Origin of the sequence: Idiomarina sp., assembly GCF_019431395.1 — a bacterium.
Classification (GTDB): domain Bacteria; phylum Pseudomonadota; class Gammaproteobacteria; order Enterobacterales; family Alteromonadaceae; genus Idiomarina.
On the sequence record NZ_CP080268.1, the window covers coordinates 2,626,820 to 2,640,618 of the forward strand.

The following is a 13,799-nucleotide window of genomic DNA, read 5'->3' on the forward strand; positions in this document are numbered from 1 at the left end:
TAAAAATGACAGAAAATCAAACAGCGTTGAGCGTGCGCAGCGAGTTTTTAGAGAACGAATCAGCAACCTTGGCGATGGCGACACGCCTGGCTGCTAAACTATCCACGCCGTTGGTGATTTATTTACACGGCGAACTCGGTGCCGGCAAAACAGCATTTTGCCGTGGCATTATCACGGCCCTCGGTCATCAGGGAGCGGTCAAAAGCCCCACTTATACCTTAGTTGAACCATACCAATTGAAGGGCTGGCGCATTCATCACTTTGATTTGTATCGACTTGCCGACCCGGAAGAACTTGAATATATGGGAATCAGAGATTACTTTGCCGCGGATACCCTGAACTTAATAGAGTGGCCTGAACGAGGCGAGGGTTGGTTGCCCGCGGCCGATCTTGATATAACATTAAGCTATCAGGATGAGGGTAGAATGATCGAATTAAAAGCAAAAACAACAACAGCACAGGCGCTAATAAAATCATTATGAATACATCGGGGTCAAGTAGGTGGCTAGCGATACTCACCGGCGTTTTGCTATGGCTGACGTCGACGGTAGCGGCTGCGCAAAATAGTATTGAAAGCGTGCGGGCATGGCCGTCTCCCGACAAAACCCGAATTGTTTTCGACTTAGGTCAGCAAGCCGACTATAGCTACTTTACGTTGTATGGGAGTGATCCGTTACGGCTGGTTATAGACTTTAACAATACCGCTCTTAATGCGAATCTCAGCGAACTGGGGGACGCGTCTTTACTGGTTAATCTAGTGCGCACCAGCTCCCCCAAAAAAGCGGGTGATACCCGTATTGTCATCGAGCTTGCAGAAAAAAGTGACCCACAAATATTCACGCTTCCGGCAAATGAGTCCTATCCGGATCGCTTAGTTGTCGACTTACCAGGTAAGTCAGTGGAACGCAGCGGGCCGGCTAAATCGATAGCTGAACTAAAAGACCGCAAAGTCACCATAGCGATTGATGCCGGTCACGGCGGTGATGACCCCGGGTCGATTGGGCCTCGTGGTACATACGAGAAAAATGTAGTGCTTAAAATAGCCCGAGCACTGGCCAGCATGATTAATGATGACCCTGGAATGCAGGCTTATTTAATACGCTCGGGCGACTATTATGTCGATTTGAATGAGCGGCCACAAAAGGCATGGCAAGCGAAAGCTGATTTTTTTGTTTCTATTCATGCCGATGCGTTTCGAACGCCACAACCCCGCGGCGGCTCGGTATGGGTTTTGTCAAAGCGCCGTGCCGACTCGGAAGTGGGTCGTTGGCTGGAGGGAACTGAGCGTAAGTCTGCGTTACTCGGTGGTGCCGAGAGTATTATTCGAGACACCGGGCATGAGCCCTTTTTAGCACAAACTCTGCTAGATATGTCGATGGATAGCTCTATCGCTGGCGCATATTCAGCGTCGCGGCATATCATCAGCGAGATGTCTCGCATTACCAAAATGCACAAGACTGAACCGCAAGCAGCCAGTTTTGCGGTACTGAAATCTCCCGACAAACCGTCAATTTTAGTCGAGACAGGTTTTATCTCAAACCCTGAAGAGGAAAGGCTTTTAAACAGCAACGGGCATCAGCAAAAGTTGGCGCGAGCAATTTATAACGGCGTACGGCAATATTTTATTAATAATCCGTTGGATAATACGCTGTTGGCTAATCAGGAGAGTATTGAGTACGTTGTTAAGTCTGGTGACTCTTTATCGGTGCTGGCTGAACGTTATGGCACCACAGTAAATGCCATTAAGCGCACAAATAATTTAACCAGTTCGATGTTACGTATTGGTCAAAAACTGACGATACCGCGCTAATGCCTATTCGCCAATTACCCATAGAATTAGCAAACCAGATTGCTGCCGGAGAAGTGGTTGAACGCCCTGCGTCAGTGGTTAAAGAGTTGGTAGAAAATGCACTTGATGCGGGTGCTGATGAACTAAGTATTGACATCGAGAACGGCGGTATCAAACGCATTCGTATCCGTGACAACGGTTGTGGTATCGCAAAAGATGAACTGGCGCTAGCGCTGACGCGTCATGCAACCAGCAAAATCGCAACCCTGGATGATCTGGAAGCAATACAAAGTTTAGGATTCAGAGGTGAGGCGCTTGCCAGTATAAGTTCAGTTTCGCGGTTACGATTAACGTCTAAACCAGCGTCACAAAGCGAAGCCTGGCAAGCTTGGACGGAAGGGCGCGATATGGGCGTCAGAATTGAGCCCGCAGCTCACCCCGATGGCACCAGCATCGATATTCAGGATATATTTTTTAATACGCCGGCGCGGCGTAAATTCCTGCGTACCGAGAAGACTGAATTTGCCCATATTGACGAGACGGTAAAACGTATCGCCTTGAGTCGTTTTGATGTTGCCGTGACCCTTAATCATCAAGGTAAAAGGGTTCGCCATTACCCGCGTTTACGTGACCTGAGCGAAGCGCAGCAAAGGCGTCGGGTGGCTAAAGTATGTGGTGAACAATTTGCTGAGCAGGCTCTTTACATCGAACGTGAAGCAGCGCCCTATAGCGTGACTGGTTGGATCGCTCCAGCACAAGCGTGTCGTCACCAGGCTGACATTCAGTATTGCTTTGTTAATGGTCGCATGATGCGTGACAAATTATTAAACCATGCTATCCGGCAAGCCTATGAGCGCTATTTACTGCCAGAGCGAGTGCCGACTTATGTGCTGTATTTTTGGCTGCCGTCACAACAGGTTGACGTTAATGTTCATCCGGCCAAACACGAGGTGCGTTTTCACCAACAACGCCAGGTGCATGACTTTATTTTACAAGCAGTGACCGATGCATTGCGACAGCAGCATGCACTAGCGGAGCAAGAGACTAGCACACCACAGCTTGCTGAAGCACCGACGGTTGATGAGCCGGCGACACCGAGCCAAACTCAGGGACATAAGAGCCATAGTTACAGTCAGTCGACACCTCAGTTGAATGAGTCGATGACGGGCTATCGGGCCGGTGCGAGTATTCTGCCTAATGCAGTTAATACACAAAGTCTGCCTGGTAAAAATATCAGCTGGCGCGCCTTGACTGTGGTGCAACAAAAATGGCTGTTGATGCGTAGAGAGGAAAGCGTAGCCTGGCTTGACTTGTGCGCGGTACAGCGTTCGATCATGGGTAAGCAATTAGAAAGTCAACTACAGCATGGCTTAGCGGGGCAACCACTGTTAGTTGAAGTCAGCTGCGACTTAAAACAGTTTGCTATAAGTCCGGCTGAGTTAATGCAACAAAGTCCGCGCTTGAACCAATGTGGGATGAACTTTAGGGTTAACGGGTCGCGATTAGTAATAGATACCATGCCGTCGATGTTGCGTCAGGGTAATGTTGCCCATCACGCGATGGGTCTTATTCGACAGGTACTTCAGCACGATAGCTGGACCGAAGTGGCTGGTTGGCTTGCTACTAAAGCACTCAATAGTGATTACTCCTTAGTGCAGGCAGAGCACTGGTTGCAGCAGTGGCAACAGCAACTGCAGGAAGATAACGCAATGCGCTATAATGTAAAGCCGCCGCAAACTGAAAGTGAATCACCCGCTAATGAATAAACCGCCCTTCGTCATTTGCCTTTATGGCCCCACTGCCGCAGGAAAAACAGCGCTGGCGTTAGAGCTAGCTCAACAGCTACCCTGCGAGATTGTGTCTGTGGATTCCGCACTAATTTATAAAGGTATGGATATTGGTACCGCCAAGCCAAGTCAGCAAGAGCAAGCGCAGGTACCACATCACTTAATTGACATTCGAGACCCTGCCGAGAGTTATTCAGCTGCTGAATTTCAGCACGATGCCCGGCAATGTATCGAAGATATATTGGCACGTGACAAAGTGCCGCTACTAGTGGGCGGCACCATGCTTTATTTTAAAGCCTTGCTGGAGGGGATGTCAGTGCTGCCTGAGTCGGACCAGCAGGTTCGCCAGCAATTGACGGACGAGCTACAACAACACGGCTTGGCCGCGCTGCATGCACAATTGAGCAACATAGATCCCGTTAGTGCTGCCCGTATTCACGAAAATGATCCACAACGCACATTGCGTGCGTTAGAGGTTTTTAGGATCAGCGGCAAAACATTAACGGAACTGACACAGTCACGTCGTGGTCAACTCAGTTACCCGGTTTATCAATTTGCAATAGCACCAAAGCAACGCGACGTTTTACATCAGCGCATCGAGCAACGTTTTGACCAAATGCTGGCACAACCTTTTGAAGAGGAAGTGCGTGCTTTATATGAACGGGGCGATTTACATCCGGACTTACCTTCTATTCGGTGTGTTGGCTACCGCCAAATGTGGGCGTATATCGCCGGCGACTATGATTACCAGACGATGCGTGAACGTGGCATTATTGCAACTCGGCAGCTAGCTAAACGCCAACTAACCTGGTTACGTAACTGGCAGGGCGTGCAGTGGTTCGAAACTGATGCCGGGCAATTGAGCGAACAGGTGCAACAGGCGTTGTCACTGCCGGCAAAAAGATTTTCGCAATACGATTGAAATTTTAATCAAAGCCCATAGATCAAATGAGGGCAGCGCAACGTAAAGAATAATCGTTCGGTTTTTTGCATGCGAAGATCCAAATTATGTTGCAAAAAATAATGACTGGTCTAGGGTAGATAACTATCGTAGTTACTTGTATTACGATAAATTTTTACCGTGGATATAAATAACGAGAATAAGGAATCCAGCATGGCGAAGGGGCAAACTTTACAAGACCCATTTTTGAACGCTTTACGTCGTGAGCGTATACCAGTGTCAATTTACCTGGTAAACGGTATCAAGCTGCAAGGCCAAATTGAATCATTCGATCAGTTTGTTGTTTTACTGAAGAACACGGTCAGTCAGATGGTATATAAGCACGCGATTTCAACCGTCGTGCCTGCGCGAATACCGCAGAACTATTTGCCACAGCAGAATCCGCAAGATCTCGCTGACGCACCAGAATAAATCCTATAGGAGGTCATTAAAACTTGTTCGACAGATATGAAGGTGGCGATTACGCTGTACTGGTCCACATGGACTTACCCGCCGAAGTCGACCGTGAAGACCTCTCGGAATTACAATTACTTGCTGACTCCGCTGGTGTTAAAACACTCGGTGTAGTCACTGCTAGCCGCAGTTCACCAAATCCAAAGTACTTTGTCGGTAGTGGTAAGGCAGAAGAAATAGCAGAGCTGGTTAAAGAACGACAGGCCAGCATTGTTATATTTAATCATGCCCTATCGCCAACTCAGGAACGGAACCTCGAAAAAATTTGTCAGTGTCGCGTATTAGACCGTACCGGGTTGATTCTGGATATTTTTGCGCAACGGGCTCGTACTCACGAAGGTAAGTTGCAAGTAGAGCTGGCGCAGTTGCGACACATCTCGACGCGGCTTGTACGAGGCTGGACCCACCTTGAGCGTCAAAAAGGTGGTATCGGCTTGCGTGGCCCCGGCGAAACACAGCTTGAAACTGACCGTCGTTTGATTCGCGGGCGCATTAAAAACATCCTGAAGCGCCTGGAGAAAGTACAAAAGCAGCGCGAGCAGGGGCGCCGAGCCCGGAAGAGAGCGGAAATACCAACGGTTAGTTTAGTTGGCTATACTAACGCAGGTAAGTCGACACTGTTTAATCAACTGAGTACCGCAGACGTTTATGCGGCAGACCAGTTATTTGCGACACTGGACCCAACCTTACGTAAAATTGAGGTTGACGAAGTCGGTACCGTAATTTTGGCTGATACCGTAGGTTTTATTCGCCATTTGCCGCATGATTTAGTGGCCGCTTTTAAAGCGACGTTGCAAGAGACTCAAGACGCAACTTTACTGTTACATGTGGTGGATATAGCCGACGAGCACTATCAAGATAACGTCGATCAGGTCACCGAGGTGTTAGAGGAAATTGACGCTGGTGATGTGCCGCAGTTAATGATTTGCAACAAAATTGATAAACTCGACGATGTTGACGCAAAAATCGATCGTGACGATGAGGGAAATCCAATCCGTGTCTGGGTTTCGGCGCAGCAGGGTATCGGTCTTTCACTGATTTATGACGCCCTGCATGAGCGGCTGGGGCGACAGATGGTCAACTTGCAGCTGAAAATACCGCCCTCAATGGGTAAACTTCGTGGTACATTGTACAGTCTTAACAGTGTTGCCGAAGAGCAGGTAGATGATAGCGGACAGTTCAACCTAGCGGTTAGAATGTCGGCAGTTGACTGGCAAAAACTGCAAAAACAATTTGATCATCAACTGCAGCAGTTTGTACAGAGCACGAGTTAATTTACACTGTAGCGTTGCTAACTTTTTAGAACGCTACATTTTAAACTAGAGATTTAAAACTAAAGTGGAGTAGTCCATGGCTTGGAACCAACCGGGTAATGGCGGCAACAATGACCGCGACCCATGGAAAAACCAGGGGGGTAAAGATCAGGGTCCCCCCGATCTCGATGAGGCACTACGTAAACTGTTTGCCAAGTTTGGCTTTGGCGGTGGTAACAAACGTGGTGGTTCAGGCGGTAGTTCTGGCATTCCGGCAAAAGGTGTCGGGCTGATTGCCATTATTGCTGTCATTGTTTGGTTTATTGCAGGTTTCTATACCGTTAAAGAAGCTGATCGTGGTGTCGTACTGCGGTTTGGTAATTTCCACACATTGGTTGAGTCAGGCCTGCACTGGCGCCCGGTATTTATTGATACCGTTGAGCATGTGGACGTTAACAATATCCGCTCAGACAGTACTGAAGGTTTTATGTTAACCCAGGACGAGAACGTGGTTGTGGTACAGCTTGACGTACAGTATCGCGTTGTTGATCCACGCAGTTATTTATTCAACGTGGTAAATGCAGACTCAGTGCTGTCAAAGGCAACAGACAGTGCGTTACGTTATGTTGTCGGTCACACGACTATGGATGAAGTTTTGACCCGTGGTCGTGAAGACGTGCGTGCGCGTACACTCGAATTACTGGAGTCAACGGTGCAACCCTATACGATGGGTCTGCAAATCGTTGACATCAACTTACTGCCTGCGCGTCCGCCGGAAGCAGTAAAAGACGCGTTTGACGATGCCATTGCCGCACAAGAGGATGAAGAGCGCTTCATCCGCGAAGCTGAAGCCTATGCGCGTGAAGTGGAACCACTGGCGCGTGGTCAAGTTCGTCGTATGTTGCAAGAAGCGCAAGCTTATAAAGAGCAGATTATTCTTGAAGCACAGGGTGAAGTCGCGCGCTTTAATGAATTATTGCCTGAGTATAATGCAGCGCCGGAAGTGACACGCGAGCGTATCTACCTGGATACGTTGCAAGACTTGTACAGCAAAACACCAAAAGTATTGGTGGATGTTGAAGGCAGCAATAACATGATGTACTTGCCGCTGGATAAGATTTTGGAAAAGCAGGGGCGTAATGTGACATCGTTCTCGCCAGCGAGGGTACCAACCGATATGTCGAGTGGCTCAAACAGCAGTAACTCGAATAATTCGAGCCCGGTGCGTTCGAGCAGCCGTAGTGGAGGTCGAGAATAATGAAAAATTTAATCGCAATTATCGTTGTCGTTCTGGTTGCGCTCGGCCTGTCATCTATTTACGTGGTTAAAGAAGGCGAACGCGCAATCTTAATCCAGTTTGGTAAGGTTGAGCGCAATGCCGAAACCGGTGAAGCTATGGTTTTCGAACCTGGTTTGCACTTTAAGATCCCGTTTATCGAAACGGTTAAACGTTTAGATGCACGTTTGCAAACGCTTGATGGCGACCCGGATCGTTTTGTGACCAGTGAGAAAAAAGATTTGATTGTTGATACCTATGTGATGTGGCGTATTAACGACTTTTCGACTTTTTACCTAAGCACCAACGGCGGTAATATCTTACAGGCTGAAGCCTTGCTTACACGTCGTATCAACAGTGGCTTACGCAGTGAGTTTGGTAGCCGCACGATTTCTGATATTGTCTCGGGTGAGCGTGATGAGTTAATGCGCGAAGCACTGATTAAAGGTGCTCAGAGTGCAAGTGATCTGGGTGTCGAAGTTATCGACGTGCGGGTTATGCAGATTAACTTACCGAACGAAGTAAGTCAGTCAATTTATCAGCGTATGCGAGCAGAGCGTCAGGCCGTAGCAACTGAGCATCGCTCCGAAGGTCGTGAACAAGCTGAATTTATTCGCGCCGACGTCGATGCACGGGTGACCGTCATGTTGGCAGATGCTAAGCGTCAATCGCGTGAGTTGCGTGGTGAAGGTGATGCGCAGGCAGCAAAAATATACGCTGATGCCTACTCACAGGATGCCGAGTTCTTCTCGTTCATTCGTAGCATGGAAGCGTATACTGAATCATTCGGCTCAGGTAGCGATGTGTTAGTGCTTGATGGTAAGAGTGACTTCTTCAAGTACTTGCAAGATATGCAAGGCCAAATCGAAGATTAATCGGTTGGCTCGTTGTATAACTTAGTAAAGCCCCTGTCGGTGTTTAAAAAATCGACAGGGGCTTTTTTAATGTCCGTGTACAAAAGCGCCGCAAAAGGTTAGAATTGCCGCGCTTTTTTTTTACGCGGGGCAAACATGAGTCAGAACGTCGCAATTCTCGGCACCCAATGGGGTGACGAAGGTAAAGGTAAAATAGTTGATCTGTTAACCGATAAGGCAACGCTTGTCGTTCGTTATCAAGGCGGCCATAACGCGGGCCATACATTGGTAATTGACGGTGAAAAAACGGTTTTACATTTAATTCCTTCCGGTATTTTGCGCTCAAACGTGCAATGCATCATCGGCAACGGTGTGGTGTTGTCACCGGAAGCCCTGATGGAAGAAATGGCGATGCTGGAAGCGCGCGATGTTCCGGTGAAGGAGCGCCTTCGTATCAGCGAAGCTTGCCCGTTAATCCTGCCGTTTCATATTGCCCTTGATCAGGCGCGTGAAAAAGCGCTTGGCAAAGAAGCCATTGGCACTACGGGCCGTGGTATTGGTCCCGCATACGAAGACAAAGTAGCACGCCGAGGTCTGCGTGTGGGTGACTTGTTTAATGCAGAGCGCTTTGAAACAAAGCTGAAAGAATTGGTTGAGTACCATAACTTTGCATTAACCGAATACTATAAAACTGACGCGATAAAATTTGATGACGTACTAGCCCAGTGCCGCGAGTTTGCCAAAGTACTTAAACCGATGGTAGCCGACGTTCCCGCGCTATTGGATGTAGCTCGCAAAAATGGCGACAAAATCATGTTTGAAGGTGCACAAGGCACCTTGCTGGATATCGATCACGGCACCTATCCGTATGTAACCTCGTCCAACACTACCGCAGGAGGCGTGGCCACCGGAGCAGGCTTTGGACCGCGATATCTTGATTACGTGTTGGGCATTGTAAAAGCCTACACGACACGCGTCGGTAGTGGCCCTTTCCCTACTGAGCTGGATTGCGATGTCGGTGAACACCTGGGTGTAAAAGGCCATGAGTTTGGTGCTACGACCGGGCGTAAACGTCGCACCGGCTGGTTAGATGCCGTAGCAATGCGCCGCGCGGTACAAATTAACTCAATCAGTGGCTTCTGTTTAACTAAGTTAGACGTACTTGATGGCCTCGACGAGTTGAAAATATGCATCGGCTACAAGAAAGCTGATGGCAGCATCAGCGAGTATCCGCCGATGGCCGCAGAAGACTATGACGTGGTTGAGCCTGTTTACGAGACAATGAAGGGCTGGCAGCAAAGCACAGTCGGTTTAACACAGCACAGTGAATTACCACCAGAGGCGTTGGCTTATATTGCCCGCATCGAGGCATTGACCGGCGTGCCTGTTGATATTATCTCAACGGGCCCTGATCGTGCTGAGACTATCGTATTGCGGCACCCGTTCGATTAACGCTGGTGTTTTAGGCTCGCTTCGCTCGCGGTTTGGGTTACTGACGCAACGGTATGGGAAAGCGCGCTTCGCTTGCTTTCGGTTTAAGGTAGACTGTTTGCCAACGTTAAACCTGCGCGAGCGTAGCAAGCGAACTAACCCGTCGCGTTAGCGACCTAAACCGCGAGCACAGCGAGCCCAAACCGTTCGAGAAAGTTCAGTTTTTGCTCGAACAAGTCAAAAACTGACCAACCGAACACAAAATATCAATTTTTTTGCGCAAAGCTATTGCACTATCAAATTTAGTACCATAGAATGCGCTCCACCTAACCGGGGTGCCGGCATAGCTCAGCTGGTAGAGCAACTGACTTGTAATCAGTAGGTCGGGAGTTCGACTCTCTCTGCCGGCACCAATTCAAATTGCATTTGGGAGGGGTTCCCGAGTGGCCAAAGGGATCAGACTGTAAATCTGACGGCTCAGCCTTCGCAGGTTCGAATCCTGCCCCCTCCACCACGCAATTCTTGGTTTTTGAGGTGGCCCAAATAGTTTCAGCGGGTGTCGTATAGTGGCTATTACCTCAGCCTTCCAAGCTGATGACGCGGGTTCGATTCCCGCCACCCGCTCCAAGCTACAATCCGTGCTGATATAGCTCAGTTGGTAGAGCGCACCCTTGGTAAGGGTGAGGTCGGCGGTTCGAATCCGCCTATCAGCACCAATCCTATTTGGCCCATCTAACAAACCAACGGTATACGGTAAAAGGTAATCACCGAAAGAATTTTGTTAGAGAGGCTGCAATGTCTAAAGAAAAATTTGAACGTTCGAAGCCGCACGTAAACGTCGGCACCATTGGTCACGTTGACCACGGTAAAACTACTCTTACTGCTGCTATTACAACTGTATTGGCAAAAGTTTATGGTGGTGCGGCGAAAGACTTCGCAGCCATCGATAACGCGCCAGAAGAGAAAGAGCGTGGTATCACTATCTCGACTTCTCACGTTGAGTATGACACGCCAACTCGCCACTACGCACACGTAGACTGCCCAGGGCACGCTGACTATGTTAAAAACATGATCACCGGTGCAGCGCAGATGGACGGCGCAATCCTGGTAGTAGCGGCAACTGACGGCCCAATGCCACAAACACGTGAGCACATCTTGTTGTCACGTCAGGTAGGCGTCCCTTACATCGTTGTATTCATGAACAAATGTGACATGGTAGACGATGAAGAGTTGTTAGAGCTGGTAGAAATGGAAGTTCGTGAACTGTTATCAGAATACGAATTCCCAGGCGACGATCTGCCGGTAATCCAGGGTTCAGCCCTGAAAGCACTGGAAGGCGATGAAGAGTGGTCTAAGAAGATTGTTGAACTGGCAGACGCGCTAGATTCATACATTCCGGAGCCAGAGCGTGACATCGATAAGCCATTCATCATGCCAATCGAAGACGTATTCTCGATTTCAGGTCGTGGTACCGTTGTAACGGGTCGTGTAGAGCGCGGTATCGTGCGTACAGGCGACGAGTGTGAAATCGTTGGTATGAAAGACACCACGAAGACTACCGTTACTGGTGTTGAAATGTTCCGTAAGCTGCTAGACGAAGGTCGTGCAGGTGAGAACATCGGTGCCTTGTTGCGTGGTACTAAGCGTGACGAAGTAGAGCGTGGTCAGGTATTGGCGAAGCCAGGTACAATCACGCCGCATACTAAGTTCGAAGCAGAAGTCTACGTACTGAGCAAAGACGAAGGTGGCCGTCACACGCCATTCTTTAAAGGCTACCGTCCACAGTTCTACTTCCGTACAACTGACGTAACGGGCGCAGTAGAATTGCCGGAAGGCGTAGAAATGGTTATGCCGGGCGACAACCTGAAGTTTGTTGTAGAGCTGATTGCTCCAATCGCAATGGACGAAGGTTTGCGTTTCGCAATCCGTGAAGGTGGTCGTACTGTAGGTGCAGGTGTTGTATCTAAGATCATCGACTAATCAACACACGTGTTGATAAAAACCCGGCTTCGGCCGGGTTTTTTTATGGCTTTTTGCCCGTTCCGGGCGGCCTTTTATCGCCTGCGGCGATGGCTGTTTGTAACCTGCCTTCGGCGGTTACGGCTGTTTGCCGCCTGCGGCGGCGGTAAAACCAAAAACAAGGTTGTTTAGGTTTTAGTATTTATGTTTTCCCGCGCCGCAGGCGCAAAAGGCCGTGCGCAAGCGAAGCGAGCGCATAAACAGCCGTTGCGTAGCAACAAACAGCCGTGCCGCAGGCACAAACGGCCGCCCCGCAGGGGCAAAGCGCCGCGAACGAAGTGAGTGTTGCGCTTCGCGCAGTCTTAGGTATAATACCGCGTCCAATCCTGAGCCCGTAACTCGTGCCAGGGAAAATACAGGGGCGTAGTTCCAACGGCAGAACAGCGGTCTCCAAAACCGACGGTTGGGGGTTCGAATCCCTCCGCCCCTGCCAGATTTTATATCAGTTCGTTGAGCGAAACGGCAGTCGCAATTAGGATTTTAGAATGAGCGCAAATAACGACACGCAAAGCAGTTCCTTAAATAGCGTTAAGTGGATTATAACCATCGCCTTGTTGGTCGTTGCTATCGGCGGCAACCACTATTACACAGAAACAGTTTCTGTATTATACCGCGCTATTGCGGTGGTCATTTTAGTTGGCTTGGCAGGTTTTACTGCAGCAATGACCAGCAAAGGTCGTCAATTTTTAGCGTTTGCTAAAGAGAGCCGTACCGAAGTGCGCAAAGTCGTTTGGCCTTCACGCCAGGAAGCGACTCAGACAACCCTAATCGTGGTTGTTGCGACGGTTATCGTAGCATTAATCTTATGGGGCCTGGACGGTATCTTAGTGCGTGTTGTTGGCTTCCTAACCGGTTTGGAGATTTAATATGAGCGATAATAAACGTTGGTACGTTGTACAAGCTTTTTCCGGTTTTGAGGCGCGCGTAGCCGAATCTCTAAAAGAACACATCAAAATGCACGGCTTGGAAGACAAGTTTGGGGAAGTTTTAGTACCTAAAGAAGAAGTTGTCGAAATGAAAGCTGGTGTACGTCGTAAAAGCGAACGTAAATTCTTTCCCGGCTACGTGTTAGTCGAGATGGAAATGGACGACGAGACCTGGCACTTAGTAAAAAGTGTCCCTCGCGTATTGGGCTTTATTGGCGGTAAAGCAGAGCGTCCTACACCTATTTCTAAGCGTGAAGCTGACGCAATTCTTGACCGTCTGCAAGACTCTCAAGACAAGCCTAAGCCGAAAACGTTATTTGAACCGGGCGAAGTAGTGCGTGTTAATGACGGTCCATTTGCCGATTTCAACGGCACGGTCGAAGAAGTGGATTACGAGAAAAGTCGCGTAACGGTATCGGTATCAATTTTTGGTCGCGCAACGCCAGTTGATCTGGAGTTCGGACAGATAGAAAAAGCGTGATCAAAAAATAACCACGCAAGCATTGATCATGGGTGCGAATTATCCTATAATTCGCGTCCTTTTTTAACGGGAAGCCGATTGAGTAATTTGACTCTGACAAATTACGAGGCGCTAAACCCACAACAGAGGTGATAATCATGGCGAAAAAAGTATCAGCCATCATCAAATTACAGGTAGCTGCTGGTTCAGCTAACCCGTCACCGCCAGTTGGTCCAGCATTGGGTCAGCACGGTGTGAACATCATGGAATTCTGTAAAGCGTTCAACGCGCAAACCGATAACCTGGAAAAGGGTGCACCGGTTCCTGTTGAAATCACAGTATTCGAAGACCGTTCATTCACATTCATTACCAAGACACCTCCTGCGTCTTTCTTGTTGAAGAAAGCGGCTGGTATCAAAAGTGGTTCAGGCGAGCCAAACACCAAGAAAGTTGGTACGGTAACTCGCGCGCAATTAGAAGAAATTGCTAAGACAAAAGAACCTGATTTGACTGCTGCCGACATGGACGCAGCTGTACGCACTATCGCCGGCTCTGCTCGTGCGATGGGCTTGAACGTGGAGGGCTAATCA

The 13,799-nt window shown here is 48.9% G+C and carries 13 protein-coding genes and 5 tRNA genes; all 18 read left to right on the forward strand.

Annotation, left to right across the window (positions count from 1 at the left end; all coding sequences use genetic code 11):
- Positions 1 to 5 precede the first annotated feature (5 nt).
- The 18 genes from tsaE to rplK all read left to right on the forward strand — a co-directional run bounded on the left by tsaE (position 6) and on the right by rplK (position 13,796).
- Positions 6 to 482: a tRNA (adenosine(37)-N6)-threonylcarbamoyltransferase complex ATPase subunit type 1 TsaE gene (gene tsaE / locus KZ771_RS12730; protein WP_133540693.1), complete on the forward strand. Its 477-nt coding sequence runs from the start codon at positions 6 to 8 to the stop codon at positions 480 to 482.
- Complete coding sequence (locus KZ771_RS12735; protein WP_290653833.1) at positions 479 to 1,810, forward strand: N-acetylmuramoyl-L-alanine amidase; 1,332 nt, start codon at positions 479 to 481, stop codon at positions 1,808 to 1,810. Before tsaE ends, KZ771_RS12735 begins: the two co-directional genes overlap by 4 nt.
- A complete protein-coding gene (gene mutL / locus KZ771_RS12740) occupies positions 1,810 to 3,555 on the forward strand; it encodes a DNA mismatch repair endonuclease MutL (RefSeq protein ID WP_133540695.1) in 1,746 nt (581 codons plus the stop codon). The genes KZ771_RS12735 and mutL overlap by 1 nt, the downstream gene beginning before the upstream one ends.
- A complete protein-coding gene (miaA, locus tag KZ771_RS12745) occupies positions 3,548 to 4,498 on the forward strand; it encodes a tRNA (adenosine(37)-N6)-dimethylallyltransferase MiaA (protein ID WP_133540696.1) in 951 nt (316 codons plus the stop codon). The genes mutL and miaA overlap by 8 nt, the downstream gene beginning before the upstream one ends.
- A 192-nt stretch (positions 4,499 to 4,690) precedes the next feature.
- Positions 4,691 to 4,948: an RNA chaperone Hfq gene (gene hfq, locus KZ771_RS12750; protein WP_133540697.1), complete on the forward strand. Its 258-nt coding sequence runs from the start codon at positions 4,691 to 4,693 to the stop codon at positions 4,946 to 4,948.
- 23 nt (positions 4,949 to 4,971) lie between these two features.
- Positions 4,972 to 6,264 (forward strand): ribosome rescue GTPase HflX, encoded by a 1,293-nt coding sequence (hflX, locus tag KZ771_RS12755; protein ID WP_133540698.1) that lies wholly within the window; start codon positions 4,972 to 4,974, stop codon positions 6,262 to 6,264.
- Between the two features lie 76 nt (positions 6,265 to 6,340).
- Entirely contained in the window at positions 6,341 to 7,501 is a 1,161-nt protein-coding gene (gene hflK / locus KZ771_RS12760; RefSeq protein ID WP_133540699.1) for an FtsH protease activity modulator HflK, read from the forward strand.
- Positions 7,501 to 8,394: a protease modulator HflC gene (hflC, locus tag KZ771_RS12765; RefSeq protein ID WP_290653834.1), complete on the forward strand. Its 894-nt coding sequence runs from the start codon at positions 7,501 to 7,503 to the stop codon at positions 8,392 to 8,394. Before hflK ends, hflC begins: the two co-directional genes overlap by 1 nt.
- 135 nt (positions 8,395 to 8,529) lie before the next feature.
- The gene (locus KZ771_RS12770) at positions 8,530 to 9,825 is read left to right on the forward strand and encodes an adenylosuccinate synthase (RefSeq protein ID WP_290653835.1); all 1,296 of its coding nucleotides are present in this window, start codon (positions 8,530 to 8,532) and stop codon (positions 9,823 to 9,825) included.
- A 316-nt stretch (positions 9,826 to 10,141) separates the two neighbouring features.
- Positions 10,142 to 10,217: transfer RNA gene (locus KZ771_RS12775), tRNA-Thr, on the forward strand.
- Between the two features lie 16 nt (positions 10,218 to 10,233).
- A tRNA-Tyr gene (locus KZ771_RS12780) sits at positions 10,234 to 10,318 on the forward strand.
- Positions 10,319 to 10,356: 38 nt separating this feature from the next.
- A tRNA-Gly gene (locus tag KZ771_RS12785) sits at positions 10,357 to 10,431 on the forward strand.
- A 13-nt stretch (positions 10,432 to 10,444) separates the two neighbouring features.
- A tRNA-Thr gene (locus KZ771_RS12790) sits at positions 10,445 to 10,520 on the forward strand.
- A gap of 79 nt (positions 10,521 to 10,599) precedes the next feature.
- Entirely contained in the window at positions 10,600 to 11,784 is a 1,185-nt protein-coding gene (gene tuf / locus KZ771_RS12795; RefSeq protein WP_290653836.1) for an elongation factor Tu, read from the forward strand.
- A 396-nt stretch (positions 11,785 to 12,180) separates the two neighbouring features.
- Positions 12,181 to 12,256, forward strand: a tRNA-Trp gene (locus KZ771_RS12800).
- A 52-nt stretch (positions 12,257 to 12,308) separates the two neighbouring features.
- Entirely contained in the window at positions 12,309 to 12,689 is a 381-nt protein-coding gene (gene secE / locus KZ771_RS12805) for a preprotein translocase subunit SecE (RefSeq protein ID WP_133540877.1), read from the forward strand.
- 1 nt (position 12,690) lies between these two features.
- Positions 12,691 to 13,230 carry a transcription termination/antitermination protein NusG gene (gene nusG / locus KZ771_RS12810; RefSeq protein ID WP_133540875.1) on the forward strand — a complete coding sequence of 180 codons (540 nt, stop codon included), beginning with the start codon at positions 12,691 to 12,693 and terminating at the stop codon, positions 13,228 to 13,230.
- A gap of 137 nt (positions 13,231 to 13,367) precedes the next feature.
- On the forward strand, positions 13,368 to 13,796 hold the full coding sequence (rplK, locus tag KZ771_RS12815; RefSeq protein WP_133540873.1) for a 50S ribosomal protein L11: 429 nt from the start codon (positions 13,368 to 13,370) through the stop codon (positions 13,794 to 13,796).
- The last annotated feature ends 3 nt before the right edge of the window (positions 13,797 to 13,799 follow it).

What these genes read in the sequence shown, in the direction of transcription:
- tsaE (WP_133540693.1), top strand. Translation starts at nt 6, where the DNA reads ATGACAGAAAATCAAACAGCGTTGAGCGTGCGCAGCGAGTTTTTAGAG.
- KZ771_RS12735 (WP_290653833.1), top strand. Translation starts at nt 479, where the DNA reads ATGAATACATCGGGGTCAAGTAGGTGGCTAGCGATACTCACCGGCGTT.
- mutL (WP_133540695.1), top strand. Translation starts at nt 1,810, where the DNA reads ATGCCTATTCGCCAATTACCCATAGAATTAGCAAACCAGATTGCTGCC.
- miaA (WP_133540696.1), top strand. Translation starts at nt 3,548, where the DNA reads ATGAATAAACCGCCCTTCGTCATTTGCCTTTATGGCCCCACTGCCGCA.
- hfq (WP_133540697.1), top strand. Translation starts at nt 4,691, where the DNA reads ATGGCGAAGGGGCAAACTTTACAAGACCCATTTTTGAACGCTTTACGT.
- hflK (WP_133540699.1), top strand. Translation starts at nt 6,341, where the DNA reads ATGGCTTGGAACCAACCGGGTAATGGCGGCAACAATGACCGCGACCCA.
- hflC (WP_290653834.1), top strand. Translation starts at nt 7,501, where the DNA reads ATGAAAAATTTAATCGCAATTATCGTTGTCGTTCTGGTTGCGCTCGGC.
- KZ771_RS12770 (WP_290653835.1), top strand. Translation starts at nt 8,530, where the DNA reads ATGAGTCAGAACGTCGCAATTCTCGGCACCCAATGGGGTGACGAAGGT.
- tuf (WP_290653836.1), top strand. Translation starts at nt 10,600, where the DNA reads ATGTCTAAAGAAAAATTTGAACGTTCGAAGCCGCACGTAAACGTCGGC.
- secE (WP_133540877.1), top strand. Translation starts at nt 12,309, where the DNA reads ATGAGCGCAAATAACGACACGCAAAGCAGTTCCTTAAATAGCGTTAAG.
- nusG (WP_133540875.1), top strand. Translation starts at nt 12,691, where the DNA reads ATGAGCGATAATAAACGTTGGTACGTTGTACAAGCTTTTTCCGGTTTT.
- rplK (WP_133540873.1), top strand. Translation starts at nt 13,368, where the DNA reads ATGGCGAAAAAAGTATCAGCCATCATCAAATTACAGGTAGCTGCTGGT.